Source organism: Paenibacillus gorillae (assembly GCF_000513275.1).
Classification (GTDB): domain Bacteria; phylum Bacillota; class Bacilli; order Paenibacillales; family Paenibacillaceae; genus Pristimantibacillus; species Pristimantibacillus gorillae.
Genome location: NZ_CBVJ010000014.1, coordinates 46,593 through 67,816, shown reverse-complemented (window position 1 = coordinate 67,816; position 21,224 = coordinate 46,593). Strand labels below are relative to the sequence as shown.

21 protein-coding genes and 1 other annotated feature are annotated in these 21,224 nt (G+C 49.9%); of the genes, 1 reads left to right on the top strand and 20 read right to left on the bottom strand.

Features of this window, described 5'->3' with window-relative positions; translation table 11 throughout:
- Nucleotides 1–75: 75 nt before the first annotated feature.
- Together TY10_RS01465 and lspA are read right to left on the bottom strand one after the other, a co-directional pair.
- A complete protein-coding gene (locus TY10_RS01465) occupies nucleotides 76–1,065 on the bottom strand; it encodes an RluA family pseudouridine synthase (RefSeq protein ID WP_042159849.1) in 990 nt (329 codons plus the stop codon).
- Complete coding sequence (gene lspA, locus TY10_RS01460) at nucleotides 1,046–1,570, bottom strand: signal peptidase II (RefSeq protein ID WP_042159847.1); 525 nt, start codon at nucleotides 1,568–1,570, stop codon at nucleotides 1,046–1,048. Before lspA ends, TY10_RS01465 begins: the two co-directional genes overlap by 20 nt.
- A 151-nt stretch (nucleotides 1,571–1,721) precedes the next feature.
- On the opposite strand from lspA, the gene TY10_RS01455 reads away from it, so the two are divergent.
- Complete coding sequence (locus TY10_RS01455) at nucleotides 1,722–2,444, top strand: TraR/DksA C4-type zinc finger protein (RefSeq protein ID WP_042159845.1); 723 nt, start codon at nucleotides 1,722–1,724, stop codon at nucleotides 2,442–2,444.
- Nucleotides 2,445–2,502: 58 nt separating this feature from the next.
- On the opposite strand, the gene TY10_RS01450 is transcribed toward TY10_RS01455, so the two are convergent.
- From TY10_RS01450 to murB, 18 genes are all read right to left on the bottom strand, one after another.
- On the bottom strand, nucleotides 2,503–2,868 hold the full coding sequence (locus TY10_RS01450; RefSeq protein ID WP_420329370.1) for a DUF5665 domain-containing protein: 366 nt from the start codon (nucleotides 2,866–2,868) through the stop codon (nucleotides 2,503–2,505).
- 105 nt (nucleotides 2,869–2,973) lie between these two features.
- A complete protein-coding gene (gene ileS, locus TY10_RS01445) occupies nucleotides 2,974–6,066 on the bottom strand; it encodes an isoleucine--tRNA ligase (protein ID WP_042159843.1) in 3,093 nt (1,030 codons plus the stop codon).
- Nucleotides 6,067–6,107: 41 nt separating this feature from the next.
- Nucleotides 6,108–6,400: a binding site (T-box leader), on the bottom strand.
- 87 nt (nucleotides 6,401–6,487) lie between these two features.
- Nucleotides 6,488–6,997: a DivIVA domain-containing protein gene (locus tag TY10_RS01440; protein WP_042159841.1), complete on the bottom strand. Its 510-nt coding sequence runs from the start codon at nucleotides 6,995–6,997 to the stop codon at nucleotides 6,488–6,490.
- A gap of 100 nt (nucleotides 6,998–7,097) precedes the next feature.
- Nucleotides 7,098–7,880: a YlmH family RNA-binding protein gene (locus TY10_RS01435; protein WP_042159839.1), complete on the bottom strand. Its 783-nt coding sequence runs from the start codon at nucleotides 7,878–7,880 to the stop codon at nucleotides 7,098–7,100.
- An 18-nt stretch (nucleotides 7,881–7,898) separates the two neighbouring features.
- A complete protein-coding gene (locus TY10_RS01430) occupies nucleotides 7,899–8,150 on the bottom strand; it encodes a YggT family protein (RefSeq protein WP_042159837.1) in 252 nt (83 codons plus the stop codon).
- Between the two features lie 28 nt (nucleotides 8,151–8,178).
- Complete coding sequence (locus tag TY10_RS01425; protein ID WP_042159835.1) at nucleotides 8,179–8,631, bottom strand: cell division protein SepF; 453 nt, start codon at nucleotides 8,629–8,631, stop codon at nucleotides 8,179–8,181.
- A 4-nt stretch (nucleotides 8,632–8,635) separates the two neighbouring features.
- Entirely contained in the window at nucleotides 8,636–9,349 is a 714-nt protein-coding gene (locus TY10_RS01420; RefSeq protein ID WP_042159911.1) for a YggS family pyridoxal phosphate-dependent enzyme, read from the bottom strand.
- Between the two features lie 8 nt (nucleotides 9,350–9,357).
- Nucleotides 9,358–10,218: a peptidoglycan editing factor PgeF gene (pgeF, locus tag TY10_RS01415; RefSeq protein ID WP_042159833.1), complete on the bottom strand. Its 861-nt coding sequence runs from the start codon at nucleotides 10,216–10,218 to the stop codon at nucleotides 9,358–9,360.
- A gap of 32 nt (nucleotides 10,219–10,250) precedes the next feature.
- A complete protein-coding gene (locus tag TY10_RS01410; protein ID WP_042159830.1) occupies nucleotides 10,251–10,529 on the bottom strand; it encodes a PRC-barrel domain-containing protein in 279 nt (92 codons plus the stop codon).
- Between the two features lie 145 nt (nucleotides 10,530–10,674).
- Nucleotides 10,675–11,715, bottom strand: a complete 1,041-nt coding sequence (locus tag TY10_RS01405; RefSeq protein WP_162160557.1) for a copper amine oxidase N-terminal domain-containing protein — start codon at nucleotides 11,713–11,715, stop codon at nucleotides 10,675–10,677.
- Nucleotides 11,716–11,909: 194 nt separating this feature from the next.
- The gene (gene sigG / locus TY10_RS01400; RefSeq protein WP_042159827.1) at nucleotides 11,910–12,692 is read right to left on the bottom strand and encodes an RNA polymerase sporulation sigma factor SigG; all 783 of its coding nucleotides are present in this window, start codon (nucleotides 12,690–12,692) and stop codon (nucleotides 11,910–11,912) included.
- Between the two features lie 104 nt (nucleotides 12,693–12,796).
- Nucleotides 12,797–13,519, bottom strand: coding sequence for an RNA polymerase sporulation sigma factor SigE (gene sigE, locus TY10_RS01395; RefSeq protein WP_042159826.1), 723 nt, complete (start codon nucleotides 13,517–13,519; stop codon nucleotides 12,797–12,799).
- A 49-nt stretch (nucleotides 13,520–13,568) separates the two neighbouring features.
- Complete coding sequence (gene spoIIGA / locus TY10_RS01390; RefSeq protein WP_042159825.1) at nucleotides 13,569–14,492, bottom strand: sigma-E processing peptidase SpoIIGA; 924 nt, start codon at nucleotides 14,490–14,492, stop codon at nucleotides 13,569–13,571.
- A gap of 937 nt (nucleotides 14,493–15,429) precedes the next feature.
- Nucleotides 15,430–16,560 carry a cell division protein FtsZ gene (gene ftsZ, locus TY10_RS01380; RefSeq protein ID WP_042159823.1) on the bottom strand — a complete coding sequence of 377 codons (1,131 nt, stop codon included), beginning with the start codon at nucleotides 16,558–16,560 and terminating at the stop codon, nucleotides 15,430–15,432.
- A 15-nt stretch (nucleotides 16,561–16,575) separates the two neighbouring features.
- A complete protein-coding gene (gene ftsA / locus TY10_RS01375) occupies nucleotides 16,576–17,817 on the bottom strand; it encodes a cell division protein FtsA (protein WP_042159821.1) in 1,242 nt (413 codons plus the stop codon).
- A gap of 241 nt (nucleotides 17,818–18,058) precedes the next feature.
- Nucleotides 18,059–18,814 (bottom strand): cell division protein FtsQ/DivIB, encoded by a 756-nt coding sequence (locus TY10_RS01370; RefSeq protein WP_081735062.1) that lies wholly within the window; start codon nucleotides 18,812–18,814, stop codon nucleotides 18,059–18,061.
- Between the two features lie 74 nt (nucleotides 18,815–18,888).
- Complete coding sequence (gene murA / locus TY10_RS01365) at nucleotides 18,889–20,166, bottom strand: UDP-N-acetylglucosamine 1-carboxyvinyltransferase (RefSeq protein WP_042159819.1); 1,278 nt, start codon at nucleotides 20,164–20,166, stop codon at nucleotides 18,889–18,891.
- Nucleotides 20,167–20,181: 15 nt separating this feature from the next.
- Nucleotides 20,182–21,087 carry a UDP-N-acetylmuramate dehydrogenase gene (gene murB, locus TY10_RS01360; protein WP_042159817.1) on the bottom strand — a complete coding sequence of 302 codons (906 nt, stop codon included), beginning with the start codon at nucleotides 21,085–21,087 and terminating at the stop codon, nucleotides 20,182–20,184.
- Between the last annotated feature and the right edge of the window lie 137 nt (nucleotides 21,088–21,224).

Here is a 21,224-nt window from a genome sequence, read left to right as displayed (position 1 = left end):
CGGCTCTTAATAATGAAGAATATAACGAAATGTTTGCATTATTGCGCAAGTTCTCGTCTCTAGGATAGATGAAAATTAACGTAATCTCAGCGAATTGAGCACATGCTCCATATCACCTGGAACAGGAGCCTCGAACTCCATGTACTCTCCGGTGCGCGGATGAACGAATCCAATCACTGCAGCATGGAGCGCCTGTCCTTTCAAGGCAACAGTCTTGTTCCTTCCGTATACCGGATCACCGGCAAGCGGATGCCCGATATATTTCATATGAACGCGAATCTGATGCGTGCGGCCCGTCTCCAGTTGGAGCTCCACGAGCGTATAATCATTTAACCGTTCCAGCACGATAAAATGAGTCACCGCATGTTTGCTGTTCCGATCCGTTACGACAAACATTTTCCGGTCCTTCGAATCACGGCCGACAGGTGCATCAATGGTTCCCTGATCATGCTGCAAATTATCATGCACGAGTGCGATATATTTACGGGTGACGGAATGCTCCTTCAATTGTGCTGCCAGTGACAGATGAGCCAGATCGTTTTTGGCAACCATCAACAGCCCCGAAGTATCTTTATCGATACGATGTACGATGCCCGGACGCAGCATCCCATTAATGCCGGACAAGTCCTTGCAATGATGCATCAAAGCATTGACGACTGTGCCCGATGAATGACCAGGTGCAGGGTGAACGACCATCCCCCGCGGCTTGTTAATGACGATAACATCTCCGTCTTCATACACGACATCCAGGGGAATCGGCTCCGCAACGATTTCTGCATCCGCAGGCTCAGGGACACTTATGGCAACTTCATCGCCAGAAGCCAATTTGTAATTGGCCTTTACGACAGCTCCATTGACTGTAACAGCTCCCGACTTGATCCACTCCTGTACTTGTGTACGGGAAATCGCAGGATCATTCACACTTTCCGTTACGAATTTATCAATTCTTTCGCCGGCTTGCTCAGCAGAAGCGGCAAATGCCAGCTGCTCCTCAAGCTCGTCATGCTCCAATTCCAGATCCACTTCTGCTACATTCTCGTTTTCGTTATACAGGTTGCTGCTCATGCTCGTTAGTTTCCTTGTCCTCTCCTTGGCTTGCTTTATCTGATTTTTCATTTTTAGCCGAAATTAGCGTATCAATTAGAATAAGCGCAACACCGACGCAAATGCCCGAGTCCGCTACGTTGAAAATCGGGAACGTATAGCTGCCGAAGTTGAACATCAGAAAATCGACGACCTCTCCATACAGGGCACGATCGAGAAAATTGCCAAGAGCTCCGCCCAGCACAAGCCCAAGTCCCGTTAACAGCCAGACTTTTCCTGAATTCCGGTTCGTATGGGCATACCATATAATCCCCGCGACGATCAAGATCGTAATGACGATGAAGAAAAATCGCTGATCTTGCAAAATGCTAAAAGCAGCTCCGCGGTTCCGATGCGAAGTAATAAGAAAGAAATTGCCGATGACGCTAATTTGATCGTATAGCTCCATCTTGGTCGCCACAATTTTTTTCGTTATGTAGTCGATGGCAAATACGATTACAGCGATCCAATAATAATAAAACCGCATCTTATCCCTCCTAGTTTGTCCCAAGCTATTGTAGCATAACGGCATAGCGCACAGCCAGCCTCTTCCACTCGTTTCCCAATGCTAAGCGTTCATGAAAACAACCGCTATGGCAAAAGCTAATGCCACCTGAGGAAAGGAAGGTGCAGCGTAAATGACGACCTTATCGCAACAACAGCTCGCGCAATTTCGCTCCCGGCTGGAAACGGACAAACACGACATCGAACGCAGGCTGGAGGAGACCGATCATAACGGTCTAGGTTCATCGCTCCGCGACCAGACCGGCGAGCTCTCACCCATTGACAATCATCCGGCCGATATCGGGACCGAGCTATTCGAACGAGGCAAAGATATCGCGCTTGTTGAGCAGGAGGAGCTTCATCTCTCCCGGATAGACGCCGCTTTGCAAGCCATTGAAGACGGGTCTTACGGCATTTGCCGTACTTGTGGCGAGCCCATTCCTACAGAGCGCTTGGAGGCTTTGCCGGACAGTCTCTACTGTATACAACATTCGCCGCGGCAGCAAATTTCAACCGATCGCCCTGTAGAAGAATCACTGCTCGCTCCGCCATTCGGCAGAACGAATCTGGATGAGCATGATTCCTACAACGGCTTTGACGGCGAAGACGCTTGGCAAATCGTCGAGCAATGGGGAAATGCCGATTCTCCGGCCATGTCTGAAAATCCCGATGCTGACGATTATGAACATATCGGAACGGAAGCGGAGGAAAATGACGGCTTTGTCGAGTCGCTCGAAAGCTTCCTGGCTACCGATATTACTGGCAGGGAAGTCTCCGTTGTCCGAAATCGCCAATACCGCAACTATATTGAGAACGGCGAAGGCGATCCTCTTTTAGAAGACAATTTTGAAGACTAAAATTAACGATAGCCAACAAGGCGGCATAGCTCAGCAGCTCCATTATGACTAGGCCGCCTTAATAGGTTTTCCCTTCCAGCTGGATTTGCACGATCCGCACAATATCCGCGATGTAATCCCCGATAATCGGCAAATTAAGCGCCCCCAATATTTGAAGCACATACAGGATCGTCGCTGCAAAAAAAGTAAATCCGATCGCGATGCCGACGCCCCTCGCCGTTCCTGCAAGCACGTTGCGCCAAATGAGCTTGAACGGATGATGCACCAAATCCACGTAATCGGCGATCTGCGATTTTTCCATGTCGATGGCGATTTTATTGAGCAGCTCCTGAACCCGGTTAAGCGAATGTTCAATACCTTCATGCTCAGGTACAGCAGCTTCAATCCCCTTATTACGGCCATTATCGTTCTTTTTCATACTCATGCGGCATTCCCCCTTGGCATATAGAAAGGAAAAACGAGGCCTTACTGGAAGGCACTCGTTTGTTGTTTTCCTTATACTATATCCTTAACCACATTCCCTGTATGCTTAACCGCGGATGAGAATTCCGATTTCTTTCTCACCCAGTTGCACACGCTCCATATCAGAAGCGGATTCGAAGGTTACGCTGTTCAGCAATACATTCTCTTGAAGCACCTCGCCAAACGCATCAAGCGAAGCCCTCAGCTCGCTGTCAACATCGAGTACCAGATTTACGCGTTTCTCGATCGGCAGATCAAGCTTTTTACGCGTGTCCTGAACCGCACGGATCACTTCGCGTACCCAGCCCTCTTGCTCAAGCTCTGGTGTAATATCGGTGTTCAGCGCTGCAGTCACTCCGTTGCCGGAAGCAGATGCGAAGCCTGACTTCGCTTGCTTCTCAACCAGCAGCTCATCAACTGTAATCTCGATAGTCTCACCATCGGCGGAATTGAAGATCAAGCTGCCTCCGTTTACTGCTTCGCGGGTCTGCTCTGAAGCCAGCGATTTCAAATACGCTTGGATTGGACCAACGTTTTTACCGTATTTTTTACCCGCTACTTTCAGATTCAATTTCAGTGTGAAATCAACTAAGCCGCTATCGCTGTTTTGCACGACGATCGATTTGACGTTGATCTCATCTTTAATGATGTCCTCATATTCAGCCAGCTCGAATTCACGATCCAGCGATATGATCAATTCAGACAATGGCTGACGAGTTTTAATGCCCGTCTCGTTGCGGACGCTGCGCGCCAGCTCGACGATTTGCATTGCGCTAGCCATATCCCGCTCTAGTGTCTCATCGATCAATGAAACATCTGCTGCCGGATAATCGGACAGGTGGACGCTTCCGTCTCCGCCCAGATTGCCGTACACTTCTTCCGCAAGCAGCGGCGCGTAAGGCGCAATGACGCGGGAGAGCGTCAACAGCACTTGGCGCAGCGTCTGGTAAGCGGCAAGCTTATCGGCCGTCAAGCCGCTGCCCCAGAAACGATCGCGGGAACGGCGGATGTACCAGTTGCTGAGCTCATCAACGAATGTCTCAATCGCTCTCGCCGGATTCAAGAAGTCGTTAACCTCCAGACCTTTCACGACGGTCTGGATCAGGCTGTTCAGTCTGGATACGATCCAGCGGTCCAGCTTATTGCCGGATTGCGCTTCGGCATGCTCTTCATGGTTGAAGCCGTCGATTGATGCATACAGGGCGTAGAACGCATGCGTATTGACGATCGTATCGATTACTTTCGACTTGGCTTCGCCTACGATGCCGCGCGAGAAGCGCTTGCTGTTCCACGGCGCGCTGTCCGACAAGAGCGCCCAGCGGAACGCATCCGTTCCGTATTCATTGATGATTTCCCAAGGATCGATAACATTGCCTTTGGATTTGGACATTTTTTGCCCGTTCTCATCCAGGATATGTCCGGTCGAGATAACAGCTTTATAGGGAGCTTTGCCGTTGTACAGCGTCGACACAGCCAACAAGCTGAAGAACCAGCCGCGCGTCTGGTCGATGCCTTCGCAGATCATGTCCGCCGGATATTGATCCGCGAACTGCTCCGCGTTCTCGAACGGATAATGCTGCTGTGCAAACGGCATAGAGCCGCTGTCGAACCATACGTCGATAACTTCCGGCGTCCGGGTCATAACTGCACCTTCAGCGAAAGGCGATTTCAATTTGATCTCATCGACATATGGCTTATGCAGCTCGATATCCTCCGGCACTTCGCCGACCGCACGCTCACGCAAGTCTGCAATGCTGCTAGGCGCGTATTCCTTGCCTGTCGCTTCGCACACCCATACATTAAGCGGCGTTCCCCAATAACGGTTCCGGCTGATGTTCCAGTCGATCAGATCCTCAAGGAATTTGCCAAAGCGTCCTTCGCGGATATGGCCCGGGTACCAGTCAACGCCGTTGTTGTTGGCGATCAGCTGATCCTTAACCTTCGTCGTCTCGATGAACCAGCTCTCTGTCGCATAGTAGAGAAGCGGCGATTTGCAGCGCCAGCAGAACGGATAGCTGTGCTCGTAACGCTCTTTGGAGAAGAGCAGCCCGCGCTCGCTAAGCATTTTCACAATGTCAACGTCACAGTCTTTCACGAAACGGCCCGCAAGGTCCGTCACTTCATCGACGTAGCGGCCGGCATTGTTGACAACGCTCAGCATGCTGATGCCGTTCTGACGGGCAACCTTGTAATCGTCCTCGCCGTGTGCCGGCGCAATGTGGACGATACCGGTACCGCTAGTGTCGCTGACGAAATCGCCAGGGATAACAACATGGCCTTTTTCGATTGGCACATAACGGAATGGCGGCTCATAGCTGAGGCCGACCAACTCCGAGCCTTTAACCGTTGAAAGCGTCTCGTAGCCTTCCTTCAGTACGTCGTCAGCCAAGTTTTTCGCCACGATATACACTTCGCCGTCTTTGGAAGCACGGATATATTCCAGCTCCGGATTAACCGCAAGTGCCACGTTCGCAGGCAGCGTCCAAGGCGTCGTCGTCCATGCCAGAATGAACTCCCCGGAATCCTGCAGCTTGAACTTCGCCGTTGCGCTCAGATCCTTCACGTCCTCATAGCCTTGGGCCACTTCATGCGAGCTGAGCGTCGTCTGGCAGCTTGGGCAATACGGACTGACGCGGTGTCCGCGGTACAGCAGCCCTTTGCTGTGAATCGTCGATAACACATGCCATACGCTTTCGATATACTCGTTTTTCAGCGTAATGTACGGATTGTCGAGATCAGTCCAGTAGGCGATCGCTTCAGTCAGCTCACGCCATTGCTTCTCATAGACGAATACGCTGTCTTTGCACTTTTTAATAAATGCTTCAACGCCGTAATTCTCGATCTCCTGTTTGCCGGAGATGCCGAGCTCTTTCTCGACGCCAAGCTCGACTGGCAAGCCATGCGTGTCCCAACCCGCTTTACGGACGACGCGGTAGCCGGACATCGTTTTGTAACGCCCGATAAAGTCTTTGATTACGCGGCCCAGCACGTGACCGATATGCGGAGCGCCGTTAGCCGTTGGCGGCCCCTCATAGAATACATAATTCGGCTTGCCCTTCCGGTTCTCGATCGATTGCTTGAACGTATCATTCTCTTGCCATTGCTTCAACACGCGAAGCTCGCGCGCTCTTGCCTTTTCCTTCACATCTACGCGTTGCATCATCCATACCCCCTGAAAAATAAATAAAGTCCCGTCCCTGTAAAAGGGACGAGACTTGTGCTCGCGATACCACCCTCGTTCCGCGTGCGAATCTGGACATGCTCCAGCCGCTTGCGGCACCTCTGGCGCGAATATAGCCTATTCGCGGTCCTTGTAACGGAGGACAGCCCGTCAGTCCTTATTCCTTGCGCCGCCGTCATTCGAGCAACAACAAGTTTCAGCACTGCTTCTCGGAGATGATTTTCCGCTTGTGTTCGAACGCCGGCTTTCAGCAATTACCAGCTCTCTGAGGGACGAACAGATTAAGCGTACTCGTTCTCGTCAATGAAGTTTCATTCTATTGCAATTGTTAATATTAATATTTATAGCTTATCGCCGAACGGATGTCAAATAACTTTGCATCATTCGGACGTCAGCCTATTTACCCGCGCTGAAGCTGTTCGGTAAATGAAATCTGCGATGCCGGCTGCTGGCTCTCCAGCGTATCCCAGCCGTCCTGGCTGAGGAGCTCAAGCTGAGCTTCCACAAGCGTCCGGAACCTCGCCCGGTAAATCGAAGCCTGCTTCTTCAGCTCTTCGACTTCCAGCGATACTTTACGCGACTTGGCAAGTGATTCGTTAATGATGCGATCGGCGTTTTTCTCCGATTCTTTAATAATCAGCTGCGCTTCCTTCTTCGCGTTGTTGCGGACCTCATCCGCCGCCTCCTGCGCAACAATGATCGTCTTGCTCAATGTTTCTTCGATGTTGGAGAAATGATTGAGCTTCTCCTGCAGGTTGAGCATTTGGTTCTGAAGCTCTTTATTCTCACGGATGATGGACTCGTAATCCTTGATGACCTGATCGAGGAATTCATTAACCTCGTCTTCGTCGTAGCCGCGCAATCTTCGTCCAAATTCCTTGTTATGTATGTCCAATGGCGTCAACGGCATTGGCGCACCTCCTTAACGTATTAGCCGGAAACCGGCTTAAATTCGGATATACTCGATGTGCAAAGGATTCGACAGTTGTTACCAAAATCCTTCAAAGCCGCTAAATAAATTTGCCAATACGAACGCGGATTCTACCCTTTTTCGTCACGCCGTCCGTTTCCAAAACTTTGAAACGGCCAAGCCCTTTGATGGAAACGACGTCCCCCATTCCAAGCTGCTCGGAAGGATTCTCTACCGTCTTCCAATTCACTCTGCATCTGCCCGCGCGGATCGGATCGACGATTTTCGTCCGGCTTATCCGGTGTACATCGCTTGCAATACCGTCCAGCCGCATAGACGCCACTGTAAACGTCATTTCCTGAAGCTCCGGAACGACAGCATGCAATTGTTCCAGCGGAATGACATCCGTCATCACGTTGACACGGTGCACCTGTCTAAGGTGTATATTTAAGTAATCGGCAATTTCATCAAGAATAATAATATGACAAAACGATTCATGCACATGAATGTCGCCAATCCGATCACGTTTAATGCCAAGTCCCAATAAGGCGCCCAAATAATCGCCGTGGTCCAGTCCTTCTAGCGAACCAGAGCCGCCATCTACCTTGAGCACAGATAATCCCGCAGACTCATCCTCCAGATACATATATTCAGGAGCAATGATAGCTCGGCGGCGTTCTGCTTCTGCATAGCCTCCCTCGAACCGGATTTGCACATCCGGATTGCGGTTGGCCAGCGCCTCAATAATGTGAGATTGTCTCGGGTCCAAAAAATCGGTCCGCTTCAGCTCATGCTGCTGGGCGGACCGTTCAATCCATTCCCAAGCCCGGTCGACAAAGCTTTTCTCGTCCGGGTGGAAATGTTCATATATCGTTGGTTTCATGCCAAAGTCATCCTTTGTCTAGAATAAGCCGATAAAAAACTCGATTACAGCAACAATACCCATTGCGATAAACCGCAAAGCGAAAATCGCCACGATAGGGGAAATGTCCAGCATTCCGCCGATAGGAGGAATGAATTTACGGAAAATACCCAAGTACGGCTCTACAACTTTGCCAAGCATTTGGCCGATAAAGCTTTCCCTTGCATTAGGCAACCAGGAGAGCAGTACATATGCGATGATTAAAAACCAGTAAATCGATTGAAGACTCATTATTACGTCAGAAACGGTCAATTCAAGGTCACCTCATTTTATTGTAATCGTTATCCTCCGCCAGCATTTCCGTGATGGTCCCTTGTATCTCTACCGAATCCGGTGTGCACAGAAAAATGTTCGGGCCAAGCTTCGAAATATTCCCGTTAAGCGCGTACACGGTTCCGCTCAAGAAATCAACGATGCGTACGGCCAGATCCATCCGAACGCGTTGCAAATTAACAATGACCGCCCTGCGTGAACGCAAGTGATCGGCAATTTCTTGCGCTTCATCATAGGAACGGGGCTCATTCAGAACGACTCGGACATTTTTCTGAGAATGAATGCTGACGATATTGTTGGTGTTCTTCGTATTTTTACGTGATTCGAAGGGCGAGGTTTCAACCTCCTGCTCTTCTGCATGCGTAACCCGTTCCCGTTCGACGACTTCTTCTTCATCCTGGAGGCCGAGATAATTCATAAACCGGTTAATAACGCTCATCAGATCATCCCTCTTTTCCCACTAGTATTGTACCAAGTCTGATCCATGTTGCCCCTTCCTCAATCGCTACTTCAAAATCATTAGACATGCCCATCGACAGTTCCGTAAGCGGTTGCTCCAGCTCAACTTGCTCGTTCAGCTCGTCCCGTAATTGGCGAAGCGCACGGAAGATTGGCCGTGTCGCTTGCGCTTCCGTCTCATAAGGTGCCATCGTCATTAGACCTACCGGCTGCAAATGCGGATAATTGCGAAGCTCGGTCAGGAAATCCTTCACTTGCTCCGGAGGCAATCCATGCTTGGAATCCTCGCCTGAAATATTGACTTGAATAAAGCACGGCACCTTGATGGCGAGCTGGGCCGCTTGCTTGTTAATCGCCTGCGCGAGTGACAGCCGGTCCAGCGAATGAATATATGTAAATTTGCCGATGACGTCCTTTGCCTTATTCGTTTGCAGCGAGCCGATAAAATGCCATACCGCTTGTCCATTCTGCCCTTCAGCTTCTGGTCCGCTAATCGCTTCCCACTTCCGCTGGGCATCCTGCCAGCGATTCTCGCCAAGATGATGCAGACCAAGCTGGTAAGCTTCCTCGGCCGTCTGCAGCGAGACGTATTTCGTTACCGCAATAACGTGAACATCTTCCCGCTTCCGCCCGCTTCGTTCGCAGGCTTCTTCGATGCGTCTCTCCACTTCTTGCATTCTGTCTGTCAATTGTGTCATATCAACCATCACCTCTCCCGGATACCGATCCAGCTGGCCATCCGGCCGGTGGAGCCGCCTTCCATACGATGGGAAAAAAACTTTTCCCGATTGCATCCCGTGCACCACTTTGACAATTCGATATGAATCGGCAAAATTCCTGCTTTTATCATAATCTGTCGGTTAAATTGTTTCAAGTTTACCATAGCTTTTCCATTTGGCATCCTTTTCATTAAGGATTCATCAGCTTCCTCGGCCGTTCCAGACGCTGCAAAACGGCTGGCAAGCTCGTCTAACCGATCGATCACAATGCCATCCACCTCGTAGCAGCAGTCGTCAATCGACGGGCCGATTGCAGCTCTCACCTGCTCCGGCTTCGTCCCGTAACGGTCAGCCATCGCCTGAACCGTCTTCGCGGCGATCTCCAGCACTGTCCCCTTCCAGCCCGCATGCGCAAGCGCAACCGCTTCATGCTCCGGATCATAGAAATACAGCGGAACGCAATCGGCATAAAAAGAAGCCAGAAGCACGCCCGGCACATCCGTCATTATCGCATCTGTATCAGGGATTGCGGAATCGCGGGAAAGACGGCCCTTGCCCCGGTCTTCCAATCCGATATGCCGTACGTCGCAACCGTGCACCTGTTCGGCACAAGTCCATGCCTCAACCGGCCAATCCAGCACCTCCGTCAGCAGGCTCCGATTGCGGACGACGTCCTCATCGCGGTCATTTACATGAAGCGCTAAGTTGAGCGAAGTCCATGGCGCTCCGCTTACTCCTCCGTCACGGCCCGTAAATCCAGCAGTCAGCCGTTCGTTTTGCTCCAGCCATGGAGACAACAAAAAAAGCGAAGGTCCCTTCGCCGATTGTACAGCTCTAAATGTTTCCATCCGGCACTCACCTCTGATAGCAGTTTACCGTGTTATGAGCGGGCGTGCAAATCTTCTTCTTCAATACGCGGCTTCGTTTCGTCCATACGAACCAGCACAACGTCTGTACCGATCTTGACGATATTGCGCCATGGAATGACGACTTCCGTACCGCCGCTCCCGAACAGCCCCATAAATCTTGTATATTGCGGGATGACGATGGAGTCAATGCGGCCTTGACGCAGATCGAGCTCCAAATCGCTCACCTGCCCTAGTTTTTTACCGTCGACAATATTAATAACATCCTTCGTTTGAAAATCGGATATTTTCATTTCGCTTCACCACTTTTCCAGCGGAGTCGGGTTGAATGGGCGTTTGCCGCCCTCTTCTTTATTTATATGTGGGATTTGCCCAAAATGTCCGATTCTGTTAAAAAAACAAAATCTCCCGCGGGAAGCGGGAGACTTCTCAACAGCTTTATAATTTTTCATAGGTATCAATCTGGTTGGGGTTGCCAGAAGTAAACGTTGTTTTGAACGTCTCCATAAAGGCGAGAGCAATGCGGTCGCGCTCCCCGATAATATGTCCGTTCCCATAGCTGCCTTGAATAAAGACGATGGTATAAATACGTTCATCTGCTTGAATTGTCCAGTATTCATTGTACCGGGCTGTAAAAGCATCATTCCACGAAGTCGATACGACGCTGAATTCCCCTGCAGGCTGCTTCGCAAAACGGCTTTCCTGTACAACCTGGGACGGGTGCAGCTTTGCTACCGTTTGCTCTTGCAACTGCTTGAGCGTTAAGCGGCTGTTGCTGTCACTTACGCTCACTATAAGCAAATATTCACGGTCGCTGGCAAATCCGCTAATAGCAAAACAGCCTTCGCACGTCTCTATTTTCCCTAGGTTTTCGGGTTTAAATCCTGCTGGTGCGGCAATTGACCAGCCCCTGCTGCTGTCTCCGATCCGATATTTGCTATCGGTTACCGGTTTATCGACACCTTTAATACGGACTTCCTTCGTCTTTGCATCATAGGTTACTTTTCCTCCCAATTGCTCGACGATATCCCGGAGCGGTACCATCAGCGAGCCCTTCTTTTCGAGAGGAGCCGCAGACAGCGTGAACGTCCGGATTTTCAATCCATTGTTGGACTCTCCTTTGCGCTCACCCAGCTTGAAGGAAAGCTGCTGCTGCTCGAACAACCGGGTTTTGAGCCAGAAGCTTCGATTTTTCTGATCGTAGCTGTAATCCAATCGGAACATCCGAATCAGGACGTTCACCGGCGCCATCGTCACGCCGTTCTTCTCGTATACGGGCTGTACAGTCATCGTCATGCCATTCACGACCGCAGAGGTGCTCCCCAGCCTCAGTACAGCATCTGAACGCAAGGGCTTATGCAGGCTGCTTTCAACAGTAGTTGCTGCTGCAGCAGCGGCGGTGCCAAACGGAATAGCAAGCGTTAAACATAATGCCATTATGAAGGTCAAATAAGTTCTTTTTGCATACACCTGAATCACTTGCGCCATCCCCTCTCATTCACTTCCATATTTTATATAGTCCAACAATAAATTTCAATAAAAAAAGACGACCCTCAGCTGCTGTGAGGTTCGTCTTTTCGCTTGCTTACGGTGTTTCATCTTCACGACATTGTTTCTAGCTTCCCAGTGTCTTTAGTCTTCATCATGCCTGTTATCTTTGCGCCTATACACCCTTACGTCTTCACATGCTTCTGCATTTGCTGTATCGCTGATTTTTCCAGCCTCGATACTTGAGCTTGCGAAATGCCGATTTCATCGGCCACTTCCATCTGCGTCTTGCCTTCGAAAAACCGCATCGACAAAATCATCTTTTCACGGTCATTGAGCTTGTGCATCGCTTCTCTTAACGCGATTTCTTCAATCCAGGATACATCTTTGTTCTTATCATCGCTAATCTGATCCATTACATAAATAGGATCTCCGCCATCATGATAGATCGGCTCGAATAACGATACCGGGTCTTGAATAGCGTCCAGAGCGAAGACGACATCTTCCTTCGGCACATTCAGCGCCTCTGAAATTTCGAATATCGTCGGTTCGCGGGAATTCTGATTCGTTAAGCTGTCACGCACCTGCAACGCTTTATAAGCAATGTCCCGCAGGCTTCGCGAGACGCGAATCGGGTTATTGTCACGCAAGTAACGGCGGATTTCCCCGATGATCATCGGGACGGCATAGGTGGAGAATTTTACGTTTTGGCTAAGGTCGAAATTATCGATCGCCTTCATAAGTCCGATGCAGCCGACTTGGAATAAATCGTCTACAAATTCTCCCCTATTGTTAAACCGTTGAATAACACTAAGCACAAGCCTTAAGTTGCCGTTAACTAATTTCTCTCTTGCTGCCCACTCGTTTCGGGTTTGCAACGCGGTGAACAACTCCCGCATTTCGGCATTGGTAAGGACAGGCAGTTTCGAAGTATCCACTCCACAGATCTCGACTTTATTTCGGGTCAACGTGATTACCTCCCAAGGAGAAACATTAATGTACATTATCTCCTTGGACCCCTTTTTTATTCCTCCGCTGACAATGCCGCCCTACCCTGCGTCCTGCTTGATTTTTATACCATTTTATTAAATTCCTTGCGCAGACGCTTAATAATTCTTTTTTCCAGGCGGGAAATATAGGACTGGGAAATGCCCAGCAAATCAGCGACATCCTTTTGCGTTTTTTCCTCGCCATCTGCAAGCCCGAAGCGCAGTTCCATAATAATCCGTTCCCTTTCGGACAGCTTATCCAGCGCCTTGTGAAGCAGCTTGCGGTCAACCTGCTCCTCGATATTGCGGTAAATCGTGTCGTTCTCCGTACCGAGCACATCGGACAGCAGAAGCTCGTTACCGTCCCAATCAATATTGAGCGGCTCGTCAAAAGAAACCTCCGTACGCGTCTTGCTGTTACGGCGCAAATACATCAGTATTTCGTTCTCGATACATCGCGATGCATAGGTTGCGAGCTTGATTTTTTTCTCCGGGTCAAACGTATTAACCGCTTTAATAAGGCCAATCGCCCCAATGGAGACGAGGTCCTCGATATGAATGCCGGTATTCTCGAACTTGCGCGCGATGTATACGACCAGACGCAGATTGCGTTCGATCAGCATTGCACGAATCGCTGAGTCACCGGACGGCAGCTTATCCAGCAAATACTCTTCTTCCTCGCGGGTTAAGGGCGGCGGGAGCGCCTCGCTGCCGCCGATATAGTAGATCTGTTCACCTTTTAATCCGAATAAAATCAAAACTCTATAATAATATAACTGCAGGACTAATTTCCATTTGACGAGCATCCGGCCCATCCCTCCCCGGTAAGTTGTAAGTTTCTCATGCAACAATCGATCATTGGTTGTTCTGAACGAGAGTCGGATGGATAATCGCTTGATAAGCACTGTCTGCCGTAAGCTTGCCGCCATCTAAACCAACGAACACCTTCCTGTTGACAAACACCTGTCCTTCCCGCTCGATCCGAACAAAATCCGGCTTCAAAGCGAGCATAAATTGCGACCCGCGGTTTACTCCCCGATAGGGAACGAGCCTCAATCTGTCCTGCCATTCAAACGGCTCCCCGCCTAGTCCTGCTACCAGCCGATCCACCTGCTCTTCCCGGATACATTGCAGCCATGATGGCGGCAGCTGCTCCGACCAGAGCGAGGCCTCCACGACCATAACCGGCGTTCGAGTCAGCGGATCATACAGCTGATTGCCGGTATCGACTAGGCCTATGCATCGCTGCTCCAGCTCATCGATACAGATCGTCACTTCAGCTAGATGAGTTTGCACCAGCTCCCTTTCCCGGCGCTGCGTCAACACGGTGCGGTATATATACAGACCGATACAAAACGCTGCCAACAAGTAAATGAAACCCATTTTTAATTCAACCTGCATACCGCCTTTAATGAAATTGACGGTCCGCCATACCTCGCCCGATCCTTGCATCAACAAATAATGAATGCCGATAATCGCACCAGCTGCTACGAAATTAACCGTATAGAAGGCTGCGATATTTCGTAAAAAATGCTGCAGCGATACGAATCCGAATGCGACCCACACCATCAGCAGCGATACGGACACCTTCACAAGAAGCGTAAAAAGGACCGATAGCTGCGGGTACAGCATCATTACAACGTAACAGGCGCCTATAGCTGACGCGGACAACACCCGCCACGAGCTCGCTCTCATATGGCGCACCCAAGCTGTCGTCAGCAGCAAGCTGCCGTCCACTAGCAGCTCTCGCAAAAACATCACATCGACATAAACAGCCATGGCGTCACCTTCCTGCGGTTCCGGTCACTAGCGGATGGCCAGCGCCCGGAGAGAACGATTGACATCAGTATATTCAAATCCTATTTCAAAGTCTGTCTAATCATGACGAGGTGATAGAACTTTTTTTGTCGATCATCCATATAAAAAACGGCATAGATTAACAGCATCGGCATGAACGCATCCACTCTGATCTGACAGCTTTCTTAATCGATAAGAGATGAGATTACTTCCTTGAGATGTTAAAAAAGAGTCAAAATAATAGCAATATGCCCATCTAAAGCATTTCTACAGATTTGTGCAGGATGGCCATTGCAGTCAGAAAGGGACGTGTTATAGCCGGACTGTGCCAGAGAGACGCTGCGTGTTATGTCGATTGGGAGCGGGAAGGCTGAACGGAGAAAAGTGACAAATAGCAGCTTATCTCAAAATGACTGCTAGTCTTGTGCAAATGCAGCGCAAACTGCAGTGATCAGTCCGCTGCTTGGTGATGTACAAAGCCGCACAAGTTGATATGCTCAGTTGCCGTGTTAATGTGGCATCTAACGGTGTGAAATTACGAGGTTACTTACGAGGAACTCTAACCGGTACATAATTTCTCTATACGCGAAGTTTTTTCTTTATTTTCAGCTCAAAAGCTAGATTTGTGAGTCATAAGATAAGAAAGTTCATACTGGAGGAACTCTATTTCTTAATAGAGATGTACTTATTTGGCGGAATCGAGCTAATTGGAGGTGTATGGCACATGAATAAGGAAAATTCGGCAGTTGTTAGCGAAATTTATGTTCATCCAAGGTTTAATGCGATGGCGACGTTGCGTCCCTCGCTAGCTAACGATGCAAAACAAAAAAAGACGTCTCCCATCCATTCAACAAATGGATGGCAAGACGTCTAATTCTTAGTGTAGAAATCATCTCAGGATGAGACAATTCAATTCTGCCTAGCGGTCGTTGCGAGGGCGATTGCGCAAGAAGGCTGGAATTTCAAGCTGATCGCTCGAAGTATTCGAGCCAAATGGCTTTACGTTGTTCGCAGAAGAAGTCGAAGGCTGTGCACCTGCTTGACGCGATTCTGGCTCCGCTTGCGGAGAAGCCGCACGACGGACTGCCGCAGATGGCTTGTGCTCAAAGCCGGTTGCGATAACCGTTACTTTGATCTCATCCTTCAATTCTTCGTCGATAATAGCACCGAAGATCATATTCACTTCCGGATCGGAAGCCGAAATGACGATTTCAGCCGCTTCATTGACTTCATACAGGGACAGGTTGCTGCCGCCTGTAATATTCATAATGACGCCGCGTGCACCATCGATGGACGTTTCCAGGAGCGGGCTCATGATCGCTTTTTTCGCTGCTTCCGCTGCGCGGTTCTCACCAGTCGCGATACCGATGCCCATCAAGGCGGAGCCGCGCTCCGTCATGATTGTCTTCACGTCGGCAAAGTCGAGGTTGATCAGACCAGGAACTTGAATCAAGTCAGAAATACCCTGTACAGCTTGGCGAAGCACGTTGTCCGCTTCACGGAATGCTTCCAGCATTGGGGTTTTCTTATCGACGATTTCAAGCAAGCGATCATTCGGAATAACGATCAGTGTGTCGACTTTTTCCTTCAACGCTTCAATGCCAAGCTCCGCTTGAGCGGAACGCTTGCGGCCTTCGAAGGTGAACGGACGAGTCACGACACCTACGGTCAAAGCACCGCATTCGCGGGCGATTTCAGCGATAACAGGCGCAGCGCCCGTACCGGTGCCGCCGCCCATACCAGCGGTTACGAACACCATATCCGAGCCCTTCAGCTGGCTGATGACAAGCTCACGGGATTCTTCAGCCGCTTTCTTGCCAACCTCCGGATTTGCACCAGCGCCCAAGCCGCGAGTCAGCTTATCGCCGATTTGCAGCTTATGCTCCGATTTTGCCAGATTCAGCGCTTGAGCATCTGTATTAACCGTTATAAATTCGACGCCTTTGACGCCGTTCTCAATCATTCGATTAACGGCATTGCTTCCGCCGCCGCCAACACCTATTACTTTGATCTGAGCAAGCTGCTCCAAATCCAAATCGAACTCCAACATCATCATTTCCCCCGATCAAATAAATTCGTTAAACATGCTTTTTATCCGTTCGAACATACCGGGTTTGGATGAAGCGGTGGAACCCGTCTTGCTTTTAGTCGTTTTCTTCACTGTACTTGATCCACGTGCTCCCATATATTTCGAGACGTATTGAATCATACCTACCCCGCTGCTGAAAGCCGGGTCGCGAACGCCGATATAATCCGGCAACGCGATGCGAACGGTAGATTCCAATTCGGCCTGTGCCAGCGCAAGCGTGCCTGGCATTGATACCGAGCCGCCTGTCAGAACATAGCCGTTCACTTTATCGCCATAGCCGAGACGGATAACTTCCTGCCGTACCAGCTGGAAAATTTCCTGCATGCGCGGTTCAATAATGCTCGCCAAATCGACCTGGGAAAATTCCTTCTCCAGGTTGCTGCCCATGCGAGTCACTTTGAACTTCACATCCTCAGCTGAATCGCTCACAAATGCACAGCCGTACTTCAGTTTGATCTTCTCCGCTTGATCCGTTTGCGTCCGCAAACCGTAAGCAATGTCGTTCGTCACATATTCGCCGCCAATCGGCAACGTAGCAGTAGCCGCAAGTCCGCCCTGCTCATAGATCGTAATCGTCGTCGATCCTGCACCGATATCTGTCAATACCGTACCGATCGTCTTCTCGTCCTTCGTCAGCGACATGACGCCCGATGCAAGCGACATAAGAATGACACTTTTAATCCGCAGACCGGCCTTTTCCACGCATCTCATTAAATTATGTATGGCCGTTTTTGCACCGGTTACAACGGTCGCTTCCACTTCCAGGCGTACGCCGATCATGCCGCGCGGATCAGAAATGCCTTCAAGTCCGTCGACCAAAAATTGCTTCGGAACCAAATTAATAATCTCTCGCTCAGGTGGCAGCGCGACCACTTTAGCTGCCTGAACGACGCGTTCGATATCTTCTTCGCCTATTTCACGATCCTCATTGGATACGGCAACGACGCCACGATTTGTCTGCAAGCCAATATGATTGCCTTGAATGCCGACATAAACGTCTGATATTTGAATGCCTACCATTCGCTCCGCATGCTCTACCGCATTGCGTATCGATTGAACGGTTTGGTCAATATCTACAATTGCTCCTTTGCGAATACCCTCCGAGTCGGCAGATCCAACTCCAATAATATTAATGGCTCCATTGTTAATCTCGCCAATAATAGCACGAACTTTGGATGTACCGATGTCCAAACTGACGATGATGTCGTTGCTGCTCAACCCGCGGCACCTCCGTTTCAAAAAATAAAATTTAGCCTCAAATAGATGGCCTGGCCTAAACGTCTTTCTACATATTCAACGTAGTTGATATTTTCCCTCTTTTTTCAACAAAATTTTCATAACTCTTATTTTAATGCCCGAAAAGCGCATTCATAGCGCCTCTCGATCCCATTGGTGTCAAGTCTGTCATTAAAATGATTGACAATTAAAATTCTACCATTCTTTGAAGCTATTGAGTAGTCTATTTTTGATTCGTTTCCATATTTTCCTCAGAGCTTCCATCAAACGGAACATACGTGTCCGCTAAAAGCATCGTAATCTTGCCTGGCTCCTGCGTCTCGATGACGGCATTCAATGCCTCGATTTTGCTTTCCAGTACGGAGATCGACGTTACAACCTCAAATTTGGTTCTCGTATAAATTTTGATCCGGTCGGGATACGCCTTGGACGGGTATGGAATAATCTCCGATAAATCGGAAAGCTGCTTGGCCGAAATTTTACCCAGCTGCTTCGTCAAATCCATTCGAAGCGGATCGTCCTTCGCCCAGCCGGAAAGGACAGGCTTGTCCAGCAGCACATCATTGCTGATTGCTGTTACGCTCGTGCCGTTGGACATAATCGCGGTCATGTTTCCTTCCGTACCAATCTCGAACGCGACAACCGGATGCTCTTTAACTGAAATTTTAACAGCCCCTGGAAAACGCTTCTCCACGACTACCTCATCAATCGGTTTCAAGGCGCGAACCCGGTTTTCAATTCTTTCCTTTGAAACGCCGAAAAACGCTTCGCCCACTTCGATGTCTGCCGCTTGCTCGACTTCAGCAACGGTTGCATATTGGGCCCCGGCAACTTCAATCGAAGAAATTTTGCTAATCGAAGAATTGAAGAACAAGACGGCCAAGATGACCACAAATAGTAATAAAAGAACAGACAGCAGCTTTCGGCTGCCTTTTTTCGGGCGTTCCGGTTGTTTCAGCACAGGCATCTGAACACTCACAGCTTGTCCCTTCTTTCCATAAAAACATCCGGTCCCCCAACTTGGCGGGATCCGGTATATGATCGTTTCGAAAACTAGTTCGTAAGATTGTTAGGTACCGGGGAATTCCGGGTAATTCTTGCTCCAAGCCGGGATAGCATAGACTCGATACGGTCATAGCCGCGGTCGATATGATGAACTTGCTCCACGACCGTCTTGCCGTTAGCAGCCAATCCTGCGATGACAAGCGCAGCTCCTGCTCTCAAGTCCGTCGCTTCGACGGTGGCACCATACAACCGGGGGACACCGCGAATAATCGCTGCATTGAGATCCACCCGAATATCAGCGCCCATACGGTTCAACTCGTCGACATGCTTCAGCCTGCCCTCAAAGATCGTCTCCTTCAGGATGCTGACGCCGTCAGCAAGAGTCAACAGCACCATAACTTGAGACTGAAGATCTGTCGGAAATGCAGGATACGGAGAGGTAACGATCCGTTCAACCGCTTTCGGCCTTGAAGCACTGCCGACTTTAATTATATCACCGTCTACGGCGATTTGAACACCTGCGCGCCGAAGCACATGAATTAAGGAAGTCAAATGCGCCGGATTCGTGTTTTGCAGCGTTACCTGACCGCGTGTAGCCGCTGCGGCCACCATGATCGTACCGGCGACGATTCGATCGGGAATAACCTTATACCGGCATGGCTTAAGCGACTGTACCCCTTCGATCGTAATCGTATCTGTGCCGGCCCCGATAATTTTCGCGCCCATCGTGTTCAGAAAACGCTGCAAATCTTGAATTTCCGGCTCTCTCGCAGCGTTGCTGATCGTCGTCCTTCCTTCAGCCAGCACGGCAGCCATCATAATGTTCTCCGTCGCTCCTACGCTTGGGAAGCTCAAATGAATGTCAGCACCGTACAGTTTATCCGCTCTGCAAATAATTCGATTGCCCAATTCCTCAATCTCTGCGCCAAGCGCTTCAAGCCCTTGCAAATGAAGATCGATTTTCCGTTCGCCAATTGCGCAGCCGCCGGGTTGATATACCTGAACTTCTCCGAATCTTGCAAGCAATGGACCCATTAAAAAAATAGAAGATCGCATCTGTCCCATTAACGACTCCGGCACATGAGAGGTATGAGCGGCTTCCGTATCTAATACGACCGTATCCCCACTATGCTCGGCGCGGCATCCTAATTCGCGTAAAATGTTAAGCATGACCTCGATATCCAGCAGCTTAGGCACATGATCAATCGTCGTTGTGCCATCCGCCAGCAGACTGGCTGCCAATATCGGCAAAGCGGCATTTTTCGCTCCTTGGATAACAATGGATCCTGAGAGTGGTTTCCCGCCTTCAATCACCAATTTGTCCAATGTATCACCTCCGAATTACCGCTCACCCACCACCAATACTTCCGGTATTAACGAAACGCCGTACCGGTCCTGAATCGTTACTTGGATATGTGACATGAGGGTGAGAACATCTTCAGCCGTCGCTTGCCCGGTATTGATGATGAAATTCGAATGCAGCTCCGAAACTTCCGCGCCTCCAAAACGAGCACCTTTCAATCCGGCCGCTTCAATCAATCTCGCGGCGTGATCGCCAGTCGGATTGCGGAAAACGCTGCCGCAGCAAGGCAATTGCAGAGGCTGTGTGCGCAGCCGTCTTTCCTTGTGCTCTGCCAGCGCTGCAGAAATTGCCTGCCGGTCTCCTTCGATAAGCTCAAAGGCCGCCTCGAGCACCAGCCCTTTTTTCTCATGCAGAATAGAGTGGCGATAGGCAAACTGCATTTCCTCGCGTTCGTAACGAATAACTTCACCTGTTTCCGTCACAACTTCAGCTGATCTAAAAATACGTGATACATCGGATCCGTGCGCGCCTGCGTTCATGTAGACGGCTCCGCCTACCGTGCCGGGAATGCCCCCTGCAAATTCCAGTCCGCTAAGCCCTTCCTTGCTGGCCATAACGGCAAGCTTGATGAAGGAGTAACCTGCTCCAGCATGAACAAGATTTCCATCAAAGCGCACATAATCGAGTCCGTCACGGGGTTTAATGACAACGCCGCGAATTCCTTTGTCGCTCACCAGCATATTGGAGCCGCGGCCCAGAGAGGTCCACGGGATGCCATGCTTATGAAGCAATCGGATGGCCGACACGAGTTCGTCTTTTTCTGCCGGGATCAGCATCACATCGGCGGGACCGCCGATTTTCCACGTTGTATGTTTGGCCAGCGGCTCGTCGAACAGCAGTTGGCCCAGACCGGCTTCTTCCAGCTCGGCTATAAATGTTTTCATAGGGTCGTACCTCCTTATGCTTCCTTGATGAAGGATGGATTTCGCTGCCGCTTCTGCGGTGAGAAAGCCGCCGAATACGGGCTGCGTATACAGTAACCGGTCCCGAACGGGTGATGGTCACGATTTATAGAGTATCC

Bases quoted from the DNA above. Each gene is read 5' to 3' on its own strand.
- murB (WP_042159817.1), bottom strand. From the start codon at position 21,087: ATGAAAACATTTATAGCCGAGCTGGAAGAAGCCGGTCTGGGCCAACTG.
- TY10_RS01465 (WP_042159849.1), bottom strand. From the start codon at position 1,065: ATGAGCAGCAACCTGTATAACGAAAACGAGAATGTAGCAGAAGTGGAT.
- spoIIGA (WP_042159825.1), bottom strand. From the start codon at position 14,492: ATGGCTGTTTATGTCGATGTGATGTTTTTGCGAGAGCTGCTAGTGGAC.
- TY10_RS01425 (WP_042159835.1), bottom strand. From the start codon at position 8,631: ATGAGCGTTATTAACCGGTTTATGAATTATCTCGGCCTCCAGGATGAA.
- TY10_RS01450 (WP_420329370.1), bottom strand. From the start codon at position 2,868: ATGAGTATGAAAAAGAACGATAATGGCCGTAATAAGGGGATTGAAGCT.
- TY10_RS01420 (WP_042159911.1), bottom strand. From the start codon at position 9,349: ATGACACAATTGACAGACAGAATGCAAGAAGTGGAGAGACGCATCGAA.
- TY10_RS01435 (WP_042159839.1), bottom strand. From the start codon at position 7,880: ATGAAACCAACGATATATGAACATTTCCACCCGGACGAGAAAAGCTTT.
- pgeF (WP_042159833.1), bottom strand. From the start codon at position 10,218: ATGGAAACATTTAGAGCTGTACAATCGGCGAAGGGACCTTCGCTTTTT.
- TY10_RS01440 (WP_042159841.1), bottom strand. From the start codon at position 6,997: ATGCCGTTGACGCCATTGGACATACATAACAAGGAATTTGGACGAAGA.
- lspA (WP_042159847.1), bottom strand. From the start codon at position 1,570: ATGCGGTTTTATTATTATTGGATCGCTGTAATCGTATTTGCCATCGAC.
- sigE (WP_042159826.1), bottom strand. From the start codon at position 13,519: ATGCTCGTCAAATGGAAATTAGTCCTGCAGTTATATTATTATAGAGTT.
- ftsZ (WP_042159823.1), bottom strand. From the start codon at position 16,560: ATGTTGGAGTTCGATTTGGATTTGGAGCAGCTTGCTCAGATCAAAGTA.
- TY10_RS01430 (WP_042159837.1), bottom strand. From the start codon at position 8,150: ATGAGTCTTCAATCGATTTACTGGTTTTTAATCATCGCATATGTACTG.
- TY10_RS01410 (WP_042159830.1), bottom strand. From the start codon at position 10,529: ATGAAAATATCCGATTTTCAAACGAAGGATGTTATTAATATTGTCGAC.
- ileS (WP_042159843.1), bottom strand. From the start codon at position 6,066: ATGCAACGCGTAGATGTGAAGGAAAAGGCAAGAGCGCGCGAGCTTCGC.
- TY10_RS01455 (WP_042159845.1), top strand. From the start codon at position 1,722: ATGACGACCTTATCGCAACAACAGCTCGCGCAATTTCGCTCCCGGCTG.